Origin of the sequence: Streptomyces mobaraensis (genome assembly GCF_020099395.1) — a bacterium.
In the GTDB taxonomy this organism is placed as follows: Bacteria; Actinomycetota; Actinomycetes; order Streptomycetales; family Streptomycetaceae; genus Streptomyces.
Window position 1 is genome coordinate 4,257,516 of record NZ_CP083590.1, and the last position, 22,576, is coordinate 4,280,091.

The following is a 22,576-nucleotide window of genomic DNA, read 5'->3' on the forward strand; positions in this document are numbered from 1 at the left end:
TCGCATGCTGATCGCTCAGCGTCCCTCGCTGACCGAAGAGGTCGTCGACGAGTTCCGCTCGCGGTTCGTGATCGAGCCGCTGGAGCCGGGCTTCGGCTACACCCTCGGCAACTCCCTGCGTCGTACGCTCCTCTCCTCGATCCCGGGTGCGGCGGTCACGTCCATCCGCATCGACGGTGTCCTGCACGAGTTCACCACCGTGCCGGGCGTCAAGGAGGACGTCACCGACCTCATCCTCAACATCAAGCAGCTGGTCGTCTCCTCGGAGCACGACGAGCCGGTAGTGATGTACCTGCGCAAGCAGGGCCCCGGCCTGGTCACCGCCGCGGACATCGCCCCGCCGGCCGGCGTCGAGGTGCACAACCCCGACCTGGTCCTGGCGACGCTGAACGCCAAGGGCAAGCTGGAGATGGAGCTGACCGTCGAGCGCGGTCGCGGCTACGTCTCCGCCGTCCAGAACAAGCAGGTGGGCCAGGAGATCGGCCGTATCCCGGTCGACTCCATCTACTCGCCGGTCCTCAAGGTCACCTACAAGGTCGAGGCGACCCGAGTCGAGCAGCGCACCGACTTCGACAAGCTGATCGTCGACGTCGAGACCAAGCAGGCCATGCGCCCGCGCGACGCCATGGCGTCCGCCGGCAAGACCCTGGTCGAGCTGTTCGGTCTCGCCCGCGAGCTGAACATCGACGCCGAGGGCATCGACATGGGTCCGTCCCCGACGGACGCCGCCCTGGCCGCCGACCTGGCGCTGCCGATCGAGGAGCTGGAGCTCACCGTTCGGTCGTACAACTGCCTCAAGCGCGAGGGCATCCACTCCGTGGGTGAGCTCGTCGCCCGCTCCGAGGCCGACCTGCTCGACATCCGCAACTTCGGTGCGAAGTCGATCGACGAGGTCAAGGCGAAGCTGGCCGGTATGGGCCTGGCCCTCAAGGACAGCCCGCCCGGATTCGACCCGACCGCCGCCGCCGACGCTTTCGGCGCCGACGACGACGCGGATGCCGGGTTCGTCGAGACCGAGCAGTACTGAGAGCTCGGGTCCGACTGACGGATCTTGGGTGCGGGTGCGCTGTGGCTTGTCGCGCAGTTCCCCGCGCCCCTTCCGGGCGCCTCTTCGAGGCGTCCCGGATCTCCGACGGGCGTCCGCCCGCTCGGATACTGACTCCGGTACCTGATACGGCCGGGGCAGACACCAAGGAGAAACACCATGCCGCGTCCCACCAAGGGTGCCCGTCTGGGCGGCGGTGCCGCGCACGAGAAGCTGATGCTGGCGAACCTCGCCCGCTCGCTCTTCGAGCACGGCCGCATCACCACCACCGAGGCCAAGGCCCGTCGCCTGCGCCCGGTCGCCGAGCGCCTGATCACCAAGGCGAAGAAGGGCGACATCCACAACCGTCGCCAGGTGCTGCAGACGATCACCGACAAGGGCATCGTCCACACCCTCTTCACCGAGATCGCTCCGCGCTACGCCGAGCGTCCGGGTGGCTACACCCGGATCACCAAGATCGGTAACCGCCGTGGCGACAACGCGCCCATGGCCGTGATCGAGCTGGTCGAGGGCGAGATCGCCAAGAAGGCGACCGTCGCCGAGGCCGAGGCCGCCACCAAGCGTGCGGTCAAGGAGGCCGACGAGGCCAAGGCCGCCGAGGCGGCCGAGGAGTCGAAGGACGCCTGACGCGTCTGACGTGTCAGTGACGGGCCCGCCCCTTTCCGGGGGCGGGCCCGTCCCGCATTCTGAGAGGAAGCACTCGGTGAGTGACGAGGTGGAGCCCGGATACGTCCGGGTGCGGCTGGACCTGTCGTACGACGGCAAGGACTTCTCCGGCTGGGCCAAGCAGCGCGAGGGCCAGCGCACCGTGCAGGGTGAGCTGGAGGACGCGATCCGGACCGTGACGCGGTCCAAGACCACGTACGAGCTGACGGTGGCCGGCCGGACGGACGCCGGGGTGCACGCCCGGGGCCAGGTCGCGCACGTCGATCTGCCCGTCGAGGTGTGGGCCGAGCACGAGGACAAGCTGCTGCGCCGGCTGGCCGGCCGGCTGTCGCACGACGTCCGGGTGTGGCGGGTCGCGGAGGCGCCCGCCGGGTTCAACGCGCGGTTCTCCGCGATCTGGCGGCGGTACGCGTACCGGGTCGTGGACCACCCGGCGGGAGTCGACCCGCTGCTGCGCGGGCACGTGCTGTGGCACGACTGGCCGCTGGACGTCGACGCGATGAACGCGGCGGCCGAACGGCTCGTCGGGGAGCACGACTTCGCCGCGTACTGCAAGAAGCGCGAGGGCGCCACGACCATCCGTACGCTCCAGCGGCTCGACTGGGAGCGGGACGCGGACGGGGTGATCACCGCGACCGTGAAGGCCGACGCGTTCTGCCACAACATGGTGCGGTCGCTGGTCGGCGCGCTGCTGTTCGTCGGCGACGGGCACCGGCCGGTGGACTGGCCGGGGAAGGTGCTGGCGGCCGGGGTGCGGGACTCGGCGGTGCACGTGGTGCGGCCGCACGGGCTGACCCTGGAGGAGGTCGGCTACCCGGCCGACTCGGAGCTCGCGGCCCGCAACCGGGAAGCGCGCAACAAGCGCACGCTCCCCGGGCGTTCCGGCGGCTGCTGCTAGACCGTCACGCGGATTCAGCGGCCGGGCAGTTGACGGCCAGGTCGCTGTTGACGGTGAGGTACGGGCGGACGCCGCCGACCGTCGGGTAGATGTCGGTCTTGTTGCGGTCGACGATGTCCCCGACGATCCGGCCGATCCGCACCGGCTCGGCGTCGCCGGCCAGCCGCAGCGCCAGGTCCCAGATCGCGCCCTCGTCGCCGCGGGCCGCCTTGAGCTGGGAGGTGCGCAGGGTGAAGCGGAAGGACGTCGGGTCCAGGACGGTGACCTCGGCCGAGATGTCGGCCGCGGACTCCGCGCGCGGGGTGCCGATGACGAACGGCTTGGTGTCCTCGGTGAACGAGGTGCCGTAGAGCCGGCCCTGGACCGTGATCGACGTCTCCGTCTGACGGATCGACAGCGCCTCGGCGTGCGCGGGGCGGTGCCAGGCGCGCAGCGCCAGGTAGCCGTCCACGGTCGGGTAGGCGATCATCCAGGTGAACGGGGAACCGGGCAGCGGCTCCAGGCCCAGCAGGTTCTTGCCCTCGGCGAGGTGGGAGACGACGCGGCGGCGCGCCTTGTCCTCGTCGCGGACGACGTGCAGGTCCCAACGGCCCTCGCCCAGCCGCAGCTTGGCGCGGTCCAGGACGGCCGTGTAAGGCGCGCCCGGAGTGGCGGGGGTGGCGAGGGGGACGCTGACCGGCTTGCCCTCCTTGCGGCGGGTGACGGTCAGCGAGAGGTCGTCGCCGGCCAGGCCCTTGCCGTCGACGGAGACGACGATGTTGCCGTCGGCGTCGACGCGGGTGGAGGCGGTGGCCTTGAGCGGTCGGCGGACTATCTCCTTCAGCGCCTCGGAGACCGGCTTGCGGGCCGGCTGGGCGACCGGGCGGTGCCGCAGCGGCCGGATGACCTTGCCGATGGTGCGGCGCAGGCTCTGGCCCAGCGGGACGGTCTTGTCCGGGGCGGCCGCGGCGTCGGCGGAGCGCGGGGTGGTGTCCACGCCCAGGCTGCGGATCAGGTCCTCGTAGGCGTCGGCGATCTGCTCGGGGGCGTAGCGCTGGGCGGAGACCTGGGCGGCGGCGCCCATGGTGCGGCGCAGCTCGTCGTCCTCGATGAGCCGGAGCAGGCCCTTGGCGATGCCCTCGCTGTCGCCGACGGGGACGAGGAGGCCGTCCTTGCCATCGGTGATGATCTCGCCGGGGCCGTGCGGGCAGTCGGTGGCGACGACGGGGACGCCGCAGTTCATGGCCTCCACGATCGTCATGCCGAACGACTCCTCGCGGGAGGTGACGGCGGCGATGGAGCCCTTGGCCCACTCGGTCTCGATGGGCGAGTGGGCGCCCATGAGAGTGATCGTTTCGGTGAGGTCGAGGCGGTCGATCTGGGCGCGGAGCTTGGCCAGTTCGGGGCCGCGGCCGTAGATGCGCAGGTTCCAGTCGGGGCGCTTGGCGTGCACGGTGGCCCAGGCGGCGACCAGCAGGTCGTAGCGCTTGACCGGGATCAGGCGGCCGGCGGCGACGACGAGCTTGGTGGCCGGGTCGGCGGGCTCGACCTCGCTGGGCGGGCAGCCGTTGGGGATGCAGATGATCTTCGTCTTGACGTCGGGGAACTGCTCGCGGTGGGTGCGGGCGTCCGCCTCGGAGACGGTGGTGTGGGCGTCCAGGTGCGGGATGGCGCGGTCCTGGGCGGCGCGGATGTTCGGCTCGTGGGTGCCGTAGATCCGGTGCTCCTGGCCGATCTTCAGGTAGCGGTCCTGGCCGAAACCGGCCAGGTACATCACCAGGCCGGGGCGGGTGGCGACGACGACGTCGGCGTCCGTCTCGGCGAGGTGGTCGGCCACCCGGCGGTCGGTGAGGGCGCTGAAGTGGGCGCCCTTCGCCTCCTTGGGCGGGATGTAGGCGCTGTCCTGCGACAGAAGCGGGTCGCCGCGGTCGGCCCCGTGGTCCTCACGGGTGTCGATCAGGTTGACCAGCTTGACCTTGGGGTGGAGCGGCAGCCGGGGGACCTTGCCGGTCCGCAGGATCGACACGATCTCCACGTCGTGCCGGGCGGCGAGCGCACTGGCGACGTTGAACGTGGAGCGGATGGTGCCGCCGATGCCGTACGCGTTCTGCAACAGGAAAGAGATCTTCATGGCGGTGTGTGCGCGACACGCCTCTGCCGGCGCCGCGTCCGTCCTTCCCCCTGGCCTGGGTACTCGGGGTCCGTCCCCTGCCGGCCGGTCGTGGACGACCGGTCTGTACCGGATGAGACCGCCGACGGGGGGTTCGGTTGCCTGGGCAGCCTACATTGTGGCCTCTGTCACCCATCGGGCGGTGGTCGGCGGGGACCGTGCCGGGGGTGAACCGGGGGCGTGCCGGTGGACCGCCGGGCGCCCTCTATTCGTATGTGCGTTCGCATTTCGTGTTCGCGTCGTGATGTCCCCGTGCGTCAATCGTGGCGCCGTCCGCTCATCCTGGGATCTCGACAAGATCGAGACGTCCCCCGGGGGACCCGACACCGGAATGACCGCCGGTGGCCGGGGTGCGGGACGCGGAACCGCGGGGGGTGCCGGTGCGACGCCGGTGTGGCGTGACGGGCCCCGGCCCCCGGCGACTGGAAGGGTGGGGGACGTGAAGGCGAGAACGGCGGCCGCGCTGTGTGCGGCCGTGACGGTGGGAATGCTGGTGCCGGTGGCCGGCTGCGCGGGGGGCGGGGACGGCCGCGGCAACGACGGGAAGCGCTCGGTGGGGGCCGGGGACGCGCGGGATCGGGGGCCGGCGGCGGGCGAGGCGTCCGGCGAGGCGTCCGGTGCGTCGCCCGGTGCGTCGCTCGGTGCGTCCGAGGAGGCCGGTGACGGGCGGCGGGCCGGGCGGCTCGGCGGCGTCGAGCTCGCCAAGGACGAGGTGTCCGGGCTGGTGATCGAACAGGCGCCGCCGGGCTCCGCCGGCCGCGGCACGCCCACCGCCGACCGGGCCGCGTGCCGGCCGCTGGCCACGGCACTGGGCTCGCAGCCGCGGCCGCGGCCGCTGGAGTCGGTGATGTCCACGTTCGCGGGCGAACAGGACGGACCCGACGAGGGGCTGCTCGGCACCGTGCGAGTCGCCGAGTACCGGCCCGGCGAGGCCGCGGCCACCCTCCGCGGGCTGCGCGACGCGGCGGCGGGCTGCGCGGGCGGGTTCACCATGCGGACGGGCGAGGGCGAACGGCAGGTGTTCGACGCGGTCGAGAACGTGACGGCGCCCCGGCTGGGGGACGAGGCGGCCGCCTACCGGCTCACCAACGCGGTGGAGGAAGCGCCGACGCTGATCACTGTGGTGCGGTCGGGGGAGGTGCTGTCCATGTTCTTCGCCACGAGCCTTGGGGATCCTGGGCGGGCGGAGATTCCGGAGCGGTTGGTGGTGGCGCAGGTGGGGAGGGTCGAGAAGGCGGGGTTGCGGCCGGCGGGTGCCGCCGATGGCAAGGGGGCCGGTGGGGTGGGGGTGCTGCCGCAGGGGGACGAGGGGTAGCGCCTGCGGCGGGCTGTGCCCCGGTCCCTCCCCCAGAGGGGGTACCCCCACCTTCGCCGATTCCTGGGGGCAAGCCCCCAGACCCCCTTTTCGCGGCCGCGCCGCTCGTCCTCAAGCGCCGGACGGGCTGAAATCAGCCCGTCCGGCGCTTGAGGACAACCGCGCGGAGCGCGGTTTCGGGGGTGCGGGGGCTTGCCCCCGCAAGAAACTGGGGGCACCTCCCAGCGGTAGCTGGGGGAGAAAGGGCGGGACCGGGGCACCAGCCCGCCGCAGGCGCCCCCGTCAGTGGGTGACGGACGACGCCGCCGCTGCCGCAGCCGCCGCCCGCCCCCGGGCCAGAATGCGGCCGAAAGCGTACGTCGACACGTCCCGACCGGCATCGAGCGCCTTGCGCTCGCCCGCGGTCACCGGGCTGTTGTCCGCGTTCCCCGCGACCGTGAAGTACGCGTACCGCCCCTCCGCGTTCGCCGTCAGCCGGCAGGCCGTCGCCCGGCAGAAGGCGGCGGCGCCGTCGCCGGGCAGGGCGGCGATGTTGCCCGTCGACTGGGCCTTCGCCTTGTCCGCGGCGGCCTTGGTGTCGAAGACGGCGACGCCGACCGTCACGGCCACCCCGTCGCGTACGTACGTGGCGCGCAGCACCTGGCGGCAGCCGTTGGAGGACAGGACGGAGCCGAGGGCGCCCTGGGTGACGGAGGCGCAGTCGGTGGTGGCCGCGGTGGCGGTCCGCTCGTACGTCCGGCCGGACAGGGTGGGCTTGGCGTCGGGGAACAGCGTTCCGGTGGTCAGCGGGGCCTTGTCCTTCTCCGCGCTGGAGATGAAGGCCCGCGGGTCCTGGGGCGGGGGCGGGGCGACCGGGGCGAAGGTGGGTTCGGGGGTGCCGGGGGATCCGGAGGAGGCGGGCGCGGAGGCGCCGGCGGCCTGCTTGCCGCCGGTCCCGCCCCCGCCCCCGTTGCCGTCGGACCGCACGATCGCGGTGGCCACGATCGCCGCCACCCCGCCCGCGGCCAGCATCCCGCCGCCGATCATCAGCAGCTTCCGGCGGCGGTCACGCGCCGCCGTGTCCGCGGCGAGCGCCGCCCAGTCCGGCGTTCCTCCGCCCGGTCCCCCCTGCCCAAAGCTCATGGGGCGCATCGTAGACCGGGCGCCCGCCGGGTAAACCGGTTGGTGGCGTCCCGGAAAGCCGACACAATGCGCGCTATGGGGCATGTCGAGGTCGCGCACGTCGAGTACTACCTGCCGGACGGCCGGCCGCTGCTGGGGGACGTGTCCTTCCGGGTCGGCGAAGGAGCCGCCGTCGCGCTGGTCGGCGCCAACGGTGCCGGGAAGACGACGCTGCTGCGGCTGATCGCCGGGGATCTCCAGCCGCACGGCGGGACGGTCTCCGTCGGGGGCGGGCTCGGGGTGATGCCGCAGTTCGTGGGGTCCGTACGGGACGAGCGGACCGTGCGCGACCTGCTCGTCTCCGTGGCGCCGCCGCGGATCCGGGAGGCCGCCGCGGCCGTCGACGCCGCCGAGCACGCGATCATGACCGTCGACGACGAGGCCGCGCAGATGGCGTACGCCCAGGCCCTGTCCGACTGGGCCGAGGCGCGCGGCTACGAGGCCGAGACCACGTGGGACATGTGCACCATGGCGGCGCTCGGCGTGCCGTACGAGCAGGCCCAGTGGCGGCAGGTGCGCACCCTCTCCGGCGGCGAGCAGAAGCGCCTGGTGCTGGAGTCGCTGCTGCGCGGCACCGACGAGGTGCTGCTGCTGGACGAGCCGGACAACTACCTCGACGTCCCCGGAAAGCGCTGGCTGGAGGAGCGGCTGCGCGAGACGAAGAAGACGGTTCTCTTCGTCTCACACGACCGCGAGCTGCTCGCCCGCTCCGCCGAGAAGATCATCAGCGTGGAGCCGGGGCCGGCGGGCAGCGACGTCTGGGTGCACGGCGGCGGCTTCGCCACGTACCACGAGGCCCGCAAGGAGCGCTTCGCCCGCTTCGAGGAGCTGCGCAGGCGGTGGGACGAGAAGCACGCCCAGCTGAAGAAGCTGGTGATCTCGCTGCGGCAGGCCGCCAGCATCAGCCACGAGCTCGCCTCCCGCTACGCCGCCGCCCAGACCCGGCTGCGCAAGTTCGAGGAGGCCGGCCCGCCGCCCGAGCCGCCGCGCGAGCAGGACATCCGGATGCGGCTGCGCGGCGGCCGGACCGGCGTACGGGCCGTGACCTGCGCGGGGCTGGAGCTGACCGGTCTGATGAAGCCGTTCGACCTGGAGGTCTTCTACGGGGAGCGGGTCGCCGTCCTCGGGTCGAACGGGTCGGGGAAGTCGCACTTCCTGCGGCTGCTGGCGGGGGAGGACGTCGCGCACACCGGGCAGTGGAAGCTGGGCGCCCGCGTCGTCCCCGGTCACTTCGCGCAGACGCACGCGCACCCCGAGCTGATGGGCCGCACGCTCGTCGACATCCTGTGGACGGAGCACGCCAGGGACCGGGGCGCCGCGATGTCCGCGCTGCGCCGGTACGAACTGGACCAGCAGGGGGACCAGCTCTTCGAGCGGCTCTCCGGCGGGCAGCAGGCCCGCTTCCAGATCCTGCTGCTGGAGCTGGCGGGCACCACGGCCCTGCTGCTGGACGAGCCGACGGACAACCTGGACCTGGAGAGCGCGGAGGCGTTGCAGCAGGGGCTGGAGGCGTACGAGGGGACGGTGCTCGCCGTCACCCACGACCGCTGGTTCGCGCGTGCGTTCGATCGTTTTCTGGTCTTCGGGAGTGACGGGCGGGTGCGGGAGGCTTCGGAGCCGGTGTGGGACGAGAAGCGGGTCGCGCGGGTGCGGTGAGGGTGAGGGCGGACGGGGGCGCGCGGTCGGCCGGGGGGTCGGGGGGTGTCCCCCGGGAGGGCGCGGTGGATGAGAAGCGGGTCGCGCGGGTGGGTGAGGCCGGTGGGGGGCCTGGGGTCCGCCGCCGGTGGGACCATGTGTTTTGACCCCGTGGGTGGGCGCCCGGTACTCTACGAGTTCGTTATGCGTATTGGCTTGGTCGTTCTCACGCGAGGGGCCCTTACGCTTGTCCGCCAGGTTGATCGCCGGCGGCCGGCACACGGGTTGCGTCCCCGTTGTGCGGCCAAGCCCGCGTGATCGTCCATGCGGACCGTGTCAGGACCCACACTCACTGAAGAAGCGAAGGCTACGACCGTGCGTACGTTCAGCCCCAAGCCCGGCGATGTCCAGCGCCAGTGGCACATCATCGACGCGCAGGACGTCGTCCTGGGCCGTCTGGCCTCTCAGGCCGCCTCCCTGCTGCGCGGCAAGCACAAGCCCGTGTACGCCCCGCACATGGACATGGGTGACTTCGTCGTCATCATCAACGCGGACAAGGTCCACCTGTCCGGCAACAAGAAGACCCAGAAGATGGCCTACCGCCACTCTGGCTTCCCGGGTGGTCTGCGCTCCGTCCGTTACGACGAGCTGCTCGACAAGAACCCGGAGAAGGCCGTCGAGAAGGCGATCAAGGGCATGCTGCCCAAGAACTCCCTCGGCCGTCAGATGCTCTCGAAGCTGAAGGTCTACTCGGGCGACCAGCACCCGCACGCCGCCCAGCAGCCGCAGCCGTTCGAGATCACCCAGGTCAAGCAGGGCTAAGTCCCGGCCACCGCCGAACCAGAAAGTCTGAGGAGAATCGTGGCTGAGACCACCGCCGAGATGCCGGTCGAGGGCGTCGAGGAGTACACCACCGAGACCGAGGTCGTGGAGTCGGAGTACACCTCCGAGTCCCTCGCGTCCCGCTTTGGCGACCCGCAGCCGGCCGCCGGCCTGGGCCGTCGCAAGAACGCCATCGCCCGTGTCCGGATCGTTCCGGGCTCCGGCAAGTGGAAGATCAACGGTCGCACCCTTGAGGACTACTTCCCCAACAAGGTGCACCAGCAGGAAGTCAACGAGCCCTTCAAGGTGCTCGAGCTCGACGACCGTTACGACGTCATCGCCCGCATCTCGGGTGGCGGCGTCTCCGGCCAGGCCGGCGCCCTGCGCCTCGGCGTGGCCCGTGCCCTCAACGAGGCCGACGTCGACAACAACCGCGGCCCGCTGAAGAAGGCCGGCTTCCTCAAGCGCGACGACCGTGCGGTCGAGCGCAAGAAGGCCGGTCTCAAGAAGGCCCGCAAGGCCCCGCAGTACAGCAAGCGCTAATCCGGCGGTTCGCTGCTTCTGCTCGAACGCCCCGGCGGCACGATCCGTGCTGCCGGGGCGTTCGGCTATGTGGCACCGGTCGCTCTGTGGCGTCCGTGGTCTCTGTGGCGTCCATGGCATCCATGGCGTCCATGGCCACGCGTCACCCGTACGGGTCAGGGGTCACTCGTACGGGCCACTCGGGGCGGGTACCCCGTATACCTGGGAGACTTCGGTCACCTGGCGGCAACGCTTTGGCCCAGGGCTCGACACCTCAAGTACAAGGCTCAAGGACAAGGGGCTCCCTCCAGGGCCCCGCACTCCCGCGTTTTTCGGAGGACACCAGTGGGACGACTCTTCGGTACGGACGGTGTGCGCGGCGTCGCCAACGCCGATCTGACGGCCGAGCTCGCGCTCGGCCTGTCGGTCGCCGCGGCGCACGTGCTCGCCGAGGCGGGGACGTTCGAGGGCCATCGCCCGGTGGCGGTGGTCGGTCGCGATCCGCGGGCGTCCGGGGAGTTCCTGGAGGCCGCCGTGGTGGCCGGACTGGCCAGCGCGGGCGTCGACGTGCTGCGGGTCGGCGTGCTGCCGACGCCCGCCGTCGCGTACCTCACCGGCGCGCTCGGCGCCGACCTGGGCGTCATGCTCTCCGCCAGCCACAACGCGATGCCCGACAACGGGATCAAGTTCTTCGCCCGCGGCGGCCACAAGCTCGCCGACGAGCTGGAGGACCGCATCGAGCGGACGTACCGGGCGCACGCCACCGGCGAGCCCTGGGACCGGCCCACCGGCGCCGGCGTCGGCCGCGTCCGCGACTACGACCAGGGCTTCGACAACTACGTCGCCCACCTGATCGGCGTCCTGCCCAACCGCCTCGACGGCCTCAAGGTCGTCATCGACGGCGCGCACGGTGCCGCGTCCCGCGTCTCGCCCGAGGCGTTCTCGCGGGCCGGCGCCGAGGTCGTCACCATCGGCACCGACCCCGACGGGCTCAACATCAACCACGAGTGCGGCTCCACGCACCTGGACAAGCTGCGGGCCGCGGTCGTCGAGCACGGTGCCGACCTCGGTGTGGCCCACGACGGTGACGCCGACCGGTGCCTCGCCGTGGACGCCACCGGTGCCGAGGTCGACGGCGACCAGATCCTCGCCGTCCTCGCGCTCGCCATGCGCGAGGCGGGCTCGCTGCGGAAGAACACCGTCGTCGCCACCGTCATGTCCAACCTGGGCTTCAAGCTCGCCATGGAGCGGGAGGGCGTCCAGCTCGTCCAGACCGCGGTCGGCGACCGCTACGTCCTGGAGGAGATGAAGGCCAACGGCTTCGCCCTCGGCGGCGAGCAGTCCGGGCACGTCATCGCCCTCGACCACGCGACGACCGGCGACGGCACGCTGACCGGGCTGATGCTGGCCGCTCGCGTCGCGGCGACGGGGCGGCCGCTGCGGGAGCTGGCCGGGGTGATGGAGCGGCTGCCGCAGGTGCTCATCAACGTCCGGGACGTCGACAAGTCGCGGGTCGGGTCTTCGCAGGAGCTTGCCGAGGCTGTGGCGGACGCGGAGCGGGAGCTTGGTGCTACCGGGCGGGTGCTGCTGCGGTCTTCCGGTACGGAGCCGTTGGTGCGGGTGATGGTGGAGGCCGCTGATATCGAGCAGGCTCGGGCTGTGGCTCAGCGGCTTGCCGATGTGGTGAAGTCGGCGCTCGGGTAGCGCCGGGTGCGGGTGCCGCCGGGGGCGGGATGGGGGGTGCCCCTGTCCCGCCCCTTCCCGTTTCTTGCGGGAGCTCCGCCCCCGCACCCCCGAGCGCACCTGCGGTGCGCGTCCTCAAGCTCCCCCAGAGGGGGCACCCCCAACAGGCTGATCACAGCTTGCGGAGCGACAGGCGCTGCACCTTGTGGTCCGGGCCCTTGCGGAGGATGAGGCTGGAGCGGCCTCGGGTGGGGGCCACGTTTTCCAGGAGGTTGGGCTTGTTGATGGTCCGCCAGTTGCGGCGGGCGAAGTCCAGGGCCTCCTCCTCCGAGACCTGGGTGTAGCGGCGGAAGAACGAGTCGGGGTCCTGGAAGGCCGTCTCGCGGAGCTTCTTGAACCGCGAGTAGTACCAGCGCTCGATGTCCTCGGCCCGCGCGTCCACGTAGATGCTGAAGTCGAAGAAGTCCGCGAGCCCGACCCGGGTCCGGCCGTCGCGGCCGGGCAGGGCGGGCTGGAGGACGTTGAGGCCCTCGATGATCAGGATGTCCGGGCGGTGCACGGTGAGGCGCTCGTCGGGGACGATGTCGTAGATCAGGTGGGAGTAGACGGGCGCGGACACCTCGTCCTTCCCGGCCTTCACATCCGCCACGAAGCGCGTCAGGGCCCGGCGGTCGTACGACTCCGGGAAGCCCTTACGGGACATCAGGCCGCGGCGCTGGAGTTCCGCGTTGGGCAGCAGGAAGCCGTCCGTGGTCACCAGTTCGACGCGCGGGTGCTCGGGCCAGCGGGCCAGCAGGGCGCGCAGCAGCCGGGCCGTGGTCGACTTGCCGACCGCGACGCTGCCGGCGACGCCGATGACGAACGGCGTGCCGCGCTGGGCGCCCTTCTCGCCGAGGAAGGTGTTCAGCGCGCCGCGCAGGCTTCCGCTGGCGCCCACGTAGAGGTTGAGCAGCCGGGAGAGCGGCAGGTAGACGTCGCGGACCTCGTCCAGGTCGACGACGTCGCCCAGCCCGCGCAGGCGCTCGACCTCCTCCGCGGTGAGCGGGAGGGGGGTGTTCTCGCGCAGCGCGCTCCACTCGGCACGCGTCAGGTCGACGAAGAGCGACGACTGGTGCGTGGGCGAGTGAGCCGTGCGGCGTCGTTGCTGCGGCTGCTCTGGGGTGGTCGGCACGGGGCCCATTGTGCGCGGGTGGCGCGGGGCGATCACTGCGGGGTGTGGGGTTCGGGGGACTGGCGGGGTGTCGGTGAGGTGCCCGGCGGAAACCGTAGGGATCTTCTGAGGTCCGCGGGGTACCCGTAGGGGACCCGGCGGCGCGGGGGAGTGAAGATCCGGCGCGGGCCCTGTACCTACTCACGGGTCAGGAATACGGTCCCACCCTCCGGCCGCCCCGGCATCCTGCGAGGGACCCCCCGTGTTCGTTCTCCGGCTCGTGCTCCGGCTCATCCGCAAGACCTTCCACCGCGTCACGCGCCCCCGCGCCGGTGTACCCGGCGCACGCCCGGGGGCGCACGAGACGAGTGACGCCTTCGCCGAACGGGTGCGGGCCGAGCTCTGCGACGACCTGCCCGACGAGGACCTCGGCCAGGACCTGGGGGACTGCCTCGACCAGTACCATTTCGGCAGCAAGCCGCGCTGCGAGGAGGTCGAGTACCTGGAGCTCGTCCAGGAGGCCATCGACCGCATCGAGCGCGGACGGTGAACCGGGCGTCGGCGTTGACCGGCGAGGGGTGACACCGGGGCCGTACGCTGCAGTCCATGTGCGGAATCGTGGGTTATGTGGGAGGGCGGTCCGCCCTCGACGTCGTCTTGGCCGGGCTGCGCCGGCTGGAGTACCGCGGCTACGACTCGGCCGGGGTCGCCGTGCTCGCCGACGGCGGGCTCGCCGCGGCCAAGAAGGCGGGCAAGCTCGCCAACCTGGAGAAGGAGCTCGCCGACCGGCCGCTGCCCTCCGGCACCACCGGCATCGGCCACACCCGCTGGGCCACCCACGGCGGCCCCACCGACGCCAACGCCCACCCGCACCTCGACAACCCCGGGCGGGTCGCCGTCGTCCACAACGGCATCATCGAGAACTTCGCCGCCCTCCGCGCCGAGCTCGCCGAGCGCGGGCACGCGCTGGCCTCCGAGACGGACACGGAGGTCGTCTCGCACCTGCTGTCCGAGGCGTTCTCCTCCTGCGGCGACCTCGCCGAGGCCATGCGGCAGGTGTGCCGCCGCCTGGAGGGCGCGTTCACGCTCGTCGCGGTGCACGCCGACGATCCCGACGTGGTCGTGGGCGCCCGCCGCAACTCGCCGCTGGTGGTGGGCGTCGGCGACGGCGAGGCGTTCCTCGCCTCCGACGTCGCCGCGTTCATCGCGCACACCCGCGAGGCCCTCGAACTCGGTCAGGACCAGGTCGTCGAGGTGCGCCGGGACGCCGTCACCGTGACGGACTTCGAGGGCGCGCCGGCGGACGTCCGCGCGTACCACGTGGACTGGGACGCGTCCGCCGCCGAGAAGGGCGGCTACGACTACTTCATGCTCAAGGAGATCGCCGAGCAGCCGAAGGCCGTCGCCGACACCCTGCTGGGGCGCATCGACGCCTCGGGGTCGCTGACGCTGGACGAGGTGCGCATCCCGGCGTCCGTGCTGCGCGAGGTCGACAAGGTCGTCATCGTCGCGTGCGGGACGGCGTACCACGCGGGGATGATCGCCAAGTACGCGATCGAGCACTGGACCCGCATCCCCTGCGAGACCGAGCTGGCCAGCGAGTTCCGCTACCGCGACCCGATCCTCGACCAGCGCACGCTGGTGATCGCCATCTCGCAGTCCGGCGAGACGATGGACACGCTGATGGCGCTGCGGCACGCGCGCGAGCAGGGCGCGAAGGTGCTCGCCATCTGCAACACCAACGGCTCGACGATCCCCCGGGAGTCGGACGCCGTGCTGTACACGCACGCCGGTCCCGAGGTCGCCGTCGCGTCGACGAAGGCGTTCCTGACGCAGCTCGTGGCCTGCTACCTGGTCGCGCTGTACCTGGGGCAGGTGCGCGGGACGAAGTGGGGCGACGAGATCCAGTCCGTGATCCGGGAGCTGGACGGCATCGGGACGCAGGTCGAGGAGGTCCTGGAGACCATGGAGCCGGTGCGCGAGCTGGCGCGCTCGCTGGCCGGCAAGAACACCGTCCTCTTCCTCGGCCGGCACGTCGGCTACCCGGTGGCCCTGGAGGGCGCGCTCAAGCTCAAGGAGCTCGCCTACATGCACGCCGAGGGCTTCGCCGCCGGCGAGCTCAAGCACGGGCCGATCGCGCTGATCGAGGACGACCTGCCGGTGGTCGTCGTCGTCCCGTCGCCGCGCGGCCGGTCCGTCCTGCACGACAAGATCGTCTCCAATATCCAGGAGATCCGGGCCCGGGGCGCGCGGACGATCGTCATCGCCGAGCGCGGCGACGAGGCGGTCCGGCCGTACGCCGACCACCTCGTCGAGATCCCGGCCACCCCGGTGCTCCTCCAGCCGCTCGTCGCCACCGTCCCGTTGCAGGTCTTCGCCTGCGAACTGGCCACCGCCCGCGGCAACGAGGTCGACCAGCCGCGCAACCTGGCGAAGTCGGTGACCGTCGAATGATCGTCGGAGTCGGTATCGACGTCGCCGAGATCGACCGCTTCGACGCGGCGCTGCGGCGCACGCCCGGGATGGCCGAACGGCTCTTCGTCGAGCGCGAGCTGTACCTGCCGAGCGGCGACCGCCGCGGGATCGCCTCGCTCGCCGCGCGGTTCGCCGCCAAGGAGGCCCTGGCGAAGGCTCTGGGCGCGCCGCCCGGACTGCTGTGGACGGACGCGGAGGTGACCACCGGCGAGCACGGACGGCCCGGGCTCACCGTCTCCGGGACGGTCGCGGCGCGGGCGGAGCTGCTGGGCGTGCGGTCGTGGCACGTGTCGCTCAGCCATGACGCGGGGGTGGCTTCGGCGGTGGTGATCGCGGAGGCGTGAGCCTGTTGCTGTGATCTTGGCGCTGGCGGGGCGCCGCGGGCACGGGCAGGATGCGGCGCATGACGGATGCCACGCACCTCACGCACATCGCGGCCCCCGAAGGGGTCGCCCCCGCCGGCGGCTACAGCCACGTCGTGATCGGGACCGGGCGGCTGGTCGCCGTCTCGGGGCAGGTCGCGCTCGACGAAGACGGGCGGGTGGTGGGGGAGGGGGACATCCGCGCCCAGACGCGGCAGGTTTTCGAGAATCTGCGGCGGTGTCTGGCGGGGGCGGGGGCTTCCTTCGACGACGTCGTGAAGTTGACGTACTTCCTGACGGACGTGGCGCATCTGCCGGTGATACGGGAGGTGCGGGACGAGTTCGTGGACGCGGGGCGCCTGCCGGCGAGTTCGGCCGTCCAGGTCGTGGCCTTGTTCCGGCCGGAGTTGTTGATCGAGGTGGAGGCATTGGCGATGGTGTGAGGCCCCGGTCCCTCCCTTTCGCCTTTCCTGGGGCTGCGCCCCAGACCCCGCTTGTCGCGGCTTCGCCGCTCGTCCTCAAACGCCGGACGGGCTGAATGGTGCCTGGGCGCGCCACTCAGCCCGTCCGGCGTTTGAGGACAGCGCCCGGAGGGCGCTTCGGGGGGGGCGGGGGCTTGCCCCCGCAAGAAACGGTGAAAGGGAGGGACCGGGGCACCCCACCCGATCCGCGCGTTCGCGTTCCCGCGCCCATCTCCCGCGCGTATCGTCGGCGTTGATGCCCAGGCGCGGAAAGGGACGGATGTGCACCCCGCAAAGGAACGCATCGCCGCGGTGTTCGGAAGCACGCAAGGCAGCGGATACCTGCTGACCCCCCGGGTCGTCCTCACCGCCGCCCACGTCGTCGGCGACTGCGACGCGCCTCGGGTGATCGTGCCCGGTGGTGTCGGGCAGGTGGGCTGTCGGGTGGTGTGGGCGCGGGACGACAGCCGGCGGTGTGACGCCGCGCTGCTCGTCGCGGAGCGGGACGTCGTGCCGGAGGACGTGGCGGACGGCTTCGAGCCGCTGGTCTGGGGGCGGGCGTACGACCTGCGGGCCTGGGCCGGGGCGCAGGCGATCGGGTTTCCGCAGGTGCAGCGGGACGGGCACGGCGAGCTGGACACCGAGCAGCTGCTCGGCACGCTCAAGCCGGGCAGCAATCTGCTCAGCGGGCGGCACGTCCTGGACTGCGCGTACGGCGCGCCCGAGCCGCCGGGCGGCGGCGGTTCGCCGTGGGCCGGGATGTCGGGTGCCGGCGTGTTCGTGGACGGGCTGCTCGCCGGTGTGGTGTGCGCGGACCCGGCCGGCTGGCGGCACGGGCGGCTGACGGTGACGCCGTCGGCCACGCTGTGGGCGGACTTCCGGTTCCTGAGCGAGTGCCTGCTGGCCGGGCACAAGCCGGAGTCGCGGTCGCTGGCGTCGCCCCGGCAGCTGGAGACCGAGGAGTTCGAGCGGCGGTTCCGCGAGTACGTGATCGAGAAGTCCGGCGAGCTGACGATCATCGGGCTGACGCTCTCCGACGGCGAGGCCGAGACGTGGCCGCTCGACACCGCGTACCTCAGCCTGGAGCTCGTCGGCCGGGCGCGGGACGCGCGCCGGGACGGGTTCGGGCTGCGGACGGCCGTCGAACCGCCCGACCGCGCCGAGCCGACGCCCCGCCGCGCGGAGGAGGCGCTGGCCGGGCACCGGCGGGTGCTGCTGCGCGGCGCGGCCGGTTCGGGCAAGACGACGCTGCTCCAGTGGCTCGCGACCGTCACCGCGCGCGGTGATCTGCCGCCGGGGCTGGGGCACTTGAGCGGCTGTTTACCGCTGCTGCTGCCGCTGCGGAACCTCGTCCGCGGCGGGGAGCCGCCGCAGCCGGAGGAGTTCCTGGCCGCCGCGGCCCGTCCGCTGGCCGGGCTGCCGGCCGCGCAGGGCTGGGTGACCCGCCGGCTCACCGAGGGCACGGTGCTGCTGCTGATCGACGGGGTGGACGAGGTCCCCGAGGCGGACCGCAGACGCACGCTGGCCTGGGTGAAGGACCTGCTCGCCGCGTACCCCGAGGCCCGCTACATGATCACCACGCGGCCGTCGGCGGTCCGCGAGGGCTGGCTCGCCGACGCCGGGTTCGTCGAGCTGGAACTGCTCCCGATGGGCCGCGCCGACGTCCTCGCCTTCATCGACCGCTGGCACACGGCCGCCGGGCAGGCGCGGGACGAGCGGCTGCGCGGCTTCCGGGACGCGCTCGCCGCCGCCGTCGTCACCAAACGCGACCTCGGCCGGCTGGCCACCAACCCGCTGATGTGCGCCCTGATCTGCGCCCTCAACCGGTCCCGGCGCGGCTACCTCCCGCACGGGCGGATGGAGCTGTACCGCGCGGCCCTGGACCTGCTGCTGATCCGGCGCGACCGCGAGCGGGACATCGCGGTGGGGCTGGAGGGCCCCGAGCTGGAGCAGGCGCAGCCCGCGCTGCTCCAGAAGATCGCCTACTGGCTGATCCGCAACGGGCGTTCGCAGATCGAGTGGCACAAGGCCGTGGAGATCCTGGACCGGGCGCTGCCCGCCATGCCCGCCGTCGCCGCGCGCGGCAGCGCCGAGGAGATCCTGCGCCACCTGGTGCTGCGCAGCGGCCTGCTGCGGCAGCCCACGGCCGAGACGCTGGACTTCATCCACCGCACCTTCCAGGACTTCCTGGGCGCCCAGGCCGCCGTCGACGACTGGGACTTCGACCTGCTCGTCAACAACGCCCACGACGACCAGTGGGAGGACGTCCTGCGGATGGCCGTCGGCCACGCCCCGCCCCGGGCGCGGGGCGAGCTGCTGCGGATGCTGCTGGACCGCGGCGAGCGCGAGGCGCACCACCGGCACCGGCTGCGGCTGCTCGCCGCCGCCTGCCTGGAGCACGCGACGGAGATCGCCCCGGACGTACGGGACCGCGTCGAGCGGGCCGCCGCCGAGCTGGTGCCGCCGCGCGACACGGAGGCGGCGAAGGCGCTCGCGGAGGCCGGGCAGGTCGTCCTCGACCTGCTGCCGGGGCCGGACGGGCTGAGCGACGAGGTCGCGCACGCGGTCGTCGTCACCGCGACGGCCGTCGCCGACGACCGGGCGATCCCGCTGCTGGCCCGCTACGCCCGGCACCCGTTCCGCCAGGTGCGCGCCCAACTCGCCTGGTCCTGGGACAACTTCGACACCCGGCACTACGTCGACGCCGTCATCGGCGAACTCTCCCACGACGACGGGCTCGCCTTCGTCGCCAAGAGCGTCGCGCACCTGCGGGAGCTGGCCCGGCTGGGCGGGCGGCCCGAGGTGTGGTGCCGGGGGGTGTGGCGGCCCGAGGAACTGCGGGAGGCGGTGACGCCCGTCCTGCGGGACCTGTCCCTGCGGGAAGGGCCGGAGGACACCGACCTCCGCTTCCTCCGCGACGCCCCGCCGCTGCGGTCCCTGCGGATCGCCGACACCCGGCGCGTCACCCACCTGGGGGCCGTCCCCAGCGGCGCCCTCGAACGCCTCCGGCTCTCGCTGCGGGAACGCCCCGACGGGCTGGAGCGGCTGCCCGGCATGGCCCGGCTGCGCTCCCTCCACCTCGACTGGCTCCAGCCGGAGGGCGAGCCGCCGGCCCTGCGGCTGCCGGACGGCCTGGAGGAACTGGTCCTCGGCCGCTGGGCCTCCGCCTGGGAACCGGAGGCCGTCCGCCTGGAGGGCCACCCCCGCCTGCGCCGGCTCTCCTTCGAGTACGCCCTCTTCCCGGCGGACGCCCGCGCCGCGCTCGCCACACTGCGCGGCCTGCACACCCTGAGCATCATGGGCGAGGACCCGCGCTTCCTGGAGCGTGCCGAACCCCTGCCCCGCGTCCGCCACCTCTCCCTCGGCCTCGACTCCCTCACCGGCCTCTCCCACCTGCCGTCCGCCTACCCCTGCCTCAAGGTGCTCACCCTGCACACACCCGAGGGCACGGGCGAGCTGATGGACCTGTCGTTCCTGCGGGAGCTGCGGGGGGTGGAGGTGTACATCAAGCACTCGGGGCCGGTGATGAACGCGCACTTGCTGACGGGGTATCAGGAGACGGTGCGGGGGCGGTTTCTCACGTATCGGGGGGAGTGAGGGCGCGCCCCTCCGGGCGCGTCACCCGGCGGCGCCGGCTTCGGCGAGGCGGCGGTCCAGCTCCGCGTCCAGCCGCGCCTCCTCTTCCGGATCCGGGTCGTAGCCGTTCCAGGCGCGCAGCGCCTCCCGGACCCGGTGCGCCCGGGCGTCGTCCCGCGTGAGGCGGGCGGTGCCGCCGGCCAGGCGCACGAGGTACGCGCGCAGCGACAGGCCCTCCGCCGCGGCGGCCGCCGTGAGGCGGTCCCGGGTCTCGGCCGGGACGGGGATGTGGGCGTCGGGCATGGGCTTTCCCCTTTGGTGGGTGAACCGGCCGCTACGCGCTCTCCGGCCGGTAGCGGCGCAGTTCGCTTGTGTCGAGAGTCCACTCACCAAGGGTGATCTTGTCGCCGAAGGTGTAAGGAGCCGTGCCCTCGTATACGGGGACGCCGTTGCGGACACCGATGTGCCAGTGGTGGACGCACGCGCCTTGGCGCGGGTCCACGATCAGGTAGTGCGGCACGCCCATGGCCGGATAGTCCCGCAGCTTGCCCTCGTAGTCGTTCTCCGGGCTGGTGGGGGAGACGATCTCCACGACGAGCCGGGCGACATGGGGGTCGATGCCCCGCGCGTCCTCCGCGCTGCTGTCGGCCTCGAAGGCCGACTCCGGGACGACGAGTACGTCCGGGCGCCGGAGCTTGCCGAGGGACACGTCCTCGACGTCCCCCAGGTTGACGGCGACGAGGTCTCCGGTGAGCTGGGAGTCGAGCTGGCGGCGGATCCTCAGGGCGTTGAGGTCATGGGCCCGGGACGGGCTCGTCATCATGAGGATCTGTCCGCCGCTGATCTCCGGCTGGGCGAACCCCGGTGGCGGCACGAGTTCATCTCGGTACTCGCGGAGGTGCCGGTAGACCTCGTCAAGGCTCACGATCCCAGTCTATCCGCGCCGCCCCGGCCCCAGCGGCCAAGACGCCGGTACCGGACCGGTGTTCGGCTGCCCAGGCCGGGCTTCGTGCGGGGTCCTCAGCCCGCCGCCACGTCCTCCCACACCCCCCGCAGCTCCTCCGCCACACCCATCGCCGTGATCGGCGCCTCGCCCAGGGAGCGCGCCGCGAGGCCGTGGAGGTACGCGCCCACCGCGGCCGCGTCGTGGCCGGGGAGGCCGGCGGCGAGGAGGGAGCCGGTGAGGCCGCTGAGGACGTCGCCGCTGCCGGCGGTGGCGAGCCAGGGGGTGCCGGTGGGGTTGACCCGGACCGGGCCGCCGTCCGGGGTGGCGACGACGGTGGTCGAGCCCTTGAGGAGCGCCGTCGCGCCGTACCGCTCGGCCAGGGCGCGGACGGAGGCGAGGCGGGCGCCCTCGACCTCCTCGCGCGCCGTGCCGAGCAGTGCCGCGGCCTCGCCGGCGTGCGGGGTGAGGACGGTCGGGGCGCGGCGGGCACGGACCGCGTCGGGGGTGATCAGGTGCAGCCCGTCCGCGTCCACCAGGACCGGGACGTCGGAGGACAGCACGTCGTCGAGGGCCCGGCGGGCCTCCGAACCGTCGCCCAGGCCCGGGCCGACGACCCACGCCTGGACGCGGCCGGCGTCGGCCGGGCGGCCGGAGGTGACCAGCGTCTCGGGGAAGCGGGCGATCACCGCGTCCGCTCCGGGACCGGCGTAGCGGACCGCCCCCGCGCCGCCGTGCAGCGCGCCCGCGACACACATCACGGCCGCGCCCGGGTAGCGGGCCGAGCCCGCGACCACGCCGACGACGCCCCGCCGGTACTTGTCGCTCTCCGCGGCGGGACGCGGCAGCAGCCGGGCGACGTCCGCGTGCTGGAGCGCCTCGACGTCCGGGACGGCGGGCAGGTGGGGCCCGAGGCCGATGTCCACCAGGCGCAGCGCCCCCGCGTGCTCGCGGGCCGGATCGACGAGGAGGCCGGGCTTGTAGGTGCCGAAGGTGACCGTCGCGTCGGCCCGGACCGCGTCGCCGCGCACCTCGCCGGTGTCCGCGTCGACCCCGCTGGGCAGGTCGACGGCGACGACGAGGGCGCCCTCGGCCGCGCGGACCAGCGGCAGCGCGTCCGGGCGGAGGCCGCCCTTGCCGCCGATGCCGACGATGCCGTCCAGCACGAGCTCGGCCCGCTCTATGGCCCGTATGCCCGCGGGGCCGGCGTCCCGCGTGCGCCCTCCGGCGGCCAGCAGCGCCCGTACGCCGCCCTGGTGCGCCCGCTCCGGCGTGAGGAGCACGGCGGTCACCCCGGCCCCGCGCCGTGCGAGCCGGGCACCGGCGTACAGGGCGTCGCCCCCGTTGTCCCCGCTGCCCACCAGCAGCGCGATCCGCGCCCCCGACACCCGCCCCAGCAGCCCCGCGCACGCGGCCGCGAGGCCGGCGGCGGCGCGCTGCATCAGAGCGCCCTCGGGGAGTTCGGCCATGAGCGCTCGCTCGGCGGCCCGTACGGTGTCCACGCGGAAGCCGGTTCTCATGCCGTCCAGTGTCCCCGGCGGCGGGGTGGAGCGGCCATCGGGGGGAAGGGGCGTCGGGACCGCGTCGGAGCCGCGTCGGGAGGACCGGCTCCGGCCCGTCCCGCGGCGTCTGCCCGGCCCCTTCCCGGGCGTCCTTCCGTCCCCGGTCCGCCCCCGGCGGGCCCCGGACCGCGCCCGCCGGGGCCGTGGCCTG

At 73.1% G+C, this 22,576-nt stretch carries 19 protein-coding genes; 13 read left to right on the top strand and 6 right to left on the bottom strand.

What is annotated here, in order from left to right; all coding sequences use genetic code 11:
* Positions 1-4: 4 nt before the first annotated feature.
* The 3 genes from K7I03_RS18690 (at position 5) to truA (ending at position 2,609) form a co-directional block, all read left to right on the top strand.
* Positions 5-1,027 carry a DNA-directed RNA polymerase subunit alpha gene (locus K7I03_RS18690; RefSeq protein ID WP_004946635.1) on the top strand — a complete coding sequence of 341 codons (1,023 nt, stop codon included), beginning with the start codon at positions 5-7 and terminating at the stop codon, positions 1,025-1,027.
* Between the two features lie 177 nt (positions 1,028-1,204).
* Entirely contained in the window at positions 1,205-1,672 is a 468-nt protein-coding gene (gene rplQ, locus K7I03_RS18695; RefSeq protein ID WP_004946630.1) for a 50S ribosomal protein L17, read from the top strand.
* 76 nt (positions 1,673-1,748) lie between these two features.
* On the top strand, positions 1,749-2,609 hold the full coding sequence (gene truA / locus K7I03_RS18700) for a tRNA pseudouridine(38-40) synthase TruA (RefSeq protein WP_185943969.1): 861 nt from the start codon (positions 1,749-1,751) through the stop codon (positions 2,607-2,609).
* Positions 2,610-2,613: 4 nt separating this feature from the next.
* Here truA and K7I03_RS18705 read toward each other — a convergent pair whose 3' ends face one another.
* Positions 2,614-4,719, bottom strand: coding sequence for a glycosyltransferase (locus tag K7I03_RS18705; RefSeq protein WP_185943970.1), 2,106 nt, complete (start codon positions 4,717-4,719; stop codon positions 2,614-2,616).
* A 478-nt stretch (positions 4,720-5,197) separates the two neighbouring features.
* Between K7I03_RS18705 and K7I03_RS18710 the strand changes: the two genes are divergently transcribed.
* A complete protein-coding gene (locus tag K7I03_RS18710) occupies positions 5,198-6,073 on the top strand; it encodes a hypothetical protein (protein ID WP_224347109.1) in 876 nt (291 codons plus the stop codon).
* 282 nt (positions 6,074-6,355) lie between these two features.
* Here K7I03_RS18710 and K7I03_RS18715 read toward each other — a convergent pair whose 3' ends face one another.
* Positions 6,356-7,195 carry a hypothetical protein gene (locus K7I03_RS18715; RefSeq protein ID WP_185942496.1) on the bottom strand — a complete coding sequence of 280 codons (840 nt, stop codon included), beginning with the start codon at positions 7,193-7,195 and terminating at the stop codon, positions 6,356-6,358.
* A 75-nt stretch (positions 7,196-7,270) separates the two neighbouring features.
* Between K7I03_RS18715 and K7I03_RS18720 the strand changes: the two genes are divergently transcribed.
* The 4 genes from K7I03_RS18720 (at position 7,271) to glmM (ending at position 11,917) form a co-directional block, all read left to right on the top strand.
* Positions 7,271-8,890 carry an ABC-F family ATP-binding cassette domain-containing protein gene (locus K7I03_RS18720; protein ID WP_185942497.1) on the top strand — a complete coding sequence of 540 codons (1,620 nt, stop codon included), beginning with the start codon at positions 7,271-7,273 and terminating at the stop codon, positions 8,888-8,890.
* Positions 8,891-9,244: 354 nt separating this feature from the next.
* Positions 9,245-9,691, top strand: coding sequence for a 50S ribosomal protein L13 (gene rplM, locus K7I03_RS18725; RefSeq protein ID WP_004951311.1), 447 nt, complete (start codon positions 9,245-9,247; stop codon positions 9,689-9,691).
* A gap of 39 nt (positions 9,692-9,730) precedes the next feature.
* Positions 9,731-10,234, top strand: a complete 504-nt coding sequence (gene rpsI / locus K7I03_RS18730) for a 30S ribosomal protein S9 (RefSeq protein WP_004951313.1) — start codon at positions 9,731-9,733, stop codon at positions 10,232-10,234.
* Positions 10,235-10,558: 324 nt separating this feature from the next.
* The gene (glmM, locus tag K7I03_RS18735) at positions 10,559-11,917 is read left to right on the top strand and encodes a phosphoglucosamine mutase (RefSeq protein WP_185942498.1); all 1,359 of its coding nucleotides are present in this window, start codon (positions 10,559-10,561) and stop codon (positions 11,915-11,917) included.
* Between the two features lie 151 nt (positions 11,918-12,068).
* On the opposite strand, the gene coaA is transcribed toward glmM, so the two are convergent.
* Positions 12,069-13,076, bottom strand: a complete 1,008-nt coding sequence (gene coaA / locus K7I03_RS18740; RefSeq protein ID WP_260630205.1) for a type I pantothenate kinase — start codon at positions 13,074-13,076, stop codon at positions 12,069-12,071.
* A 232-nt stretch (positions 13,077-13,308) separates the two neighbouring features.
* On the opposite strand from coaA, the gene K7I03_RS18745 reads away from it, so the two are divergent.
* From K7I03_RS18745 to K7I03_RS18765, 5 genes are all read left to right on the top strand, one after another.
* The gene (locus K7I03_RS18745) at positions 13,309-13,596 is read left to right on the top strand and encodes a hypothetical protein (RefSeq protein ID WP_185942540.1); all 288 of its coding nucleotides are present in this window, start codon (positions 13,309-13,311) and stop codon (positions 13,594-13,596) included.
* Positions 13,597-13,652: 56 nt separating this feature from the next.
* Positions 13,653-15,500: a glutamine--fructose-6-phosphate transaminase (isomerizing) gene (gene glmS / locus K7I03_RS18750; protein ID WP_185942500.1), complete on the top strand. Its 1,848-nt coding sequence runs from the start codon at positions 13,653-13,655 to the stop codon at positions 15,498-15,500.
* Complete coding sequence (locus K7I03_RS18755) at positions 15,497-15,865, top strand: holo-ACP synthase (protein ID WP_185942501.1); 369 nt, start codon at positions 15,497-15,499, stop codon at positions 15,863-15,865. The genes glmS and K7I03_RS18755 overlap by 4 nt, the downstream gene beginning before the upstream one ends.
* Before the next feature lie 50 nt (positions 15,866-15,915).
* Positions 15,916-16,326 (top strand): RidA family protein, encoded by a 411-nt coding sequence (locus K7I03_RS18760; protein WP_398857488.1) that lies wholly within the window; start codon positions 15,916-15,918, stop codon positions 16,324-16,326.
* A gap of 330 nt (positions 16,327-16,656) precedes the next feature.
* On the top strand, positions 16,657-19,941 hold the full coding sequence (locus K7I03_RS18765) for an NACHT domain-containing protein (RefSeq protein ID WP_224347110.1): 3,285 nt from the start codon (positions 16,657-16,659) through the stop codon (positions 19,939-19,941).
* Between the two features lie 21 nt (positions 19,942-19,962).
* On the opposite strand, the gene K7I03_RS18770 is transcribed toward K7I03_RS18765, so the two are convergent.
* From K7I03_RS18770 to K7I03_RS18780, 3 genes are all read right to left on the bottom strand, one after another.
* Positions 19,963-20,223 carry a hypothetical protein gene (locus tag K7I03_RS18770; protein WP_185942504.1) on the bottom strand — a complete coding sequence of 87 codons (261 nt, stop codon included), beginning with the start codon at positions 20,221-20,223 and terminating at the stop codon, positions 19,963-19,965.
* A 31-nt stretch (positions 20,224-20,254) separates the two neighbouring features.
* The gene (locus tag K7I03_RS18775; protein WP_185942505.1) at positions 20,255-20,845 is read right to left on the bottom strand and encodes a Uma2 family endonuclease; all 591 of its coding nucleotides are present in this window, start codon (positions 20,843-20,845) and stop codon (positions 20,255-20,257) included.
* 95 nt (positions 20,846-20,940) lie between these two features.
* Entirely contained in the window at positions 20,941-22,383 is a 1,443-nt protein-coding gene (locus tag K7I03_RS18780) for an NAD(P)H-hydrate dehydratase (protein ID WP_224347111.1), read from the bottom strand.
* Between the last annotated feature and the right edge of the window lie 193 nt (positions 22,384-22,576).

What these genes read in the sequence shown, in the direction of transcription:
- K7I03_RS18780 (WP_224347111.1), bottom strand. Translation starts at nt 22,383, where the DNA reads ATGAGAACCGGCTTCCGCGTGGACACCGTACGGGCCGCCGAGCGAGCG.
- K7I03_RS18720 (WP_185942497.1), top strand. Translation starts at nt 7,271, where the DNA reads ATGGGGCATGTCGAGGTCGCGCACGTCGAGTACTACCTGCCGGACGGC.
- rplQ (WP_004946630.1), top strand. Translation starts at nt 1,205, where the DNA reads ATGCCGCGTCCCACCAAGGGTGCCCGTCTGGGCGGCGGTGCCGCGCAC.
- K7I03_RS18760 (WP_398857488.1), top strand. Translation starts at nt 15,916, where the DNA reads ATGCGGCGCATGACGGATGCCACGCACCTCACGCACATCGCGGCCCCC.
- K7I03_RS18770 (WP_185942504.1), bottom strand. Translation starts at nt 20,223, where the DNA reads ATGCCCGACGCCCACATCCCCGTCCCGGCCGAGACCCGGGACCGCCTC.
- K7I03_RS18715 (WP_185942496.1), bottom strand. Translation starts at nt 7,195, where the DNA reads ATGAGCTTTGGGCAGGGGGGACCGGGCGGAGGAACGCCGGACTGGGCG.
- K7I03_RS18755 (WP_185942501.1), top strand. Translation starts at nt 15,497, where the DNA reads ATGATCGTCGGAGTCGGTATCGACGTCGCCGAGATCGACCGCTTCGAC.
- coaA (WP_260630205.1), bottom strand. Translation starts at nt 13,076, where the DNA reads ATGGGCCCCGTGCCGACCACCCCAGAGCAGCCGCAGCAACGACGCCGC.
- K7I03_RS18690 (WP_004946635.1), top strand. Translation starts at nt 5, where the DNA reads ATGCTGATCGCTCAGCGTCCCTCGCTGACCGAAGAGGTCGTCGACGAG.
- K7I03_RS18705 (WP_185943970.1), bottom strand. Translation starts at nt 4,719, where the DNA reads ATGAAGATCTCTTTCCTGTTGCAGAACGCGTACGGCATCGGCGGCACC.
- glmS (WP_185942500.1), top strand. Translation starts at nt 13,653, where the DNA reads ATGTGCGGAATCGTGGGTTATGTGGGAGGGCGGTCCGCCCTCGACGTC.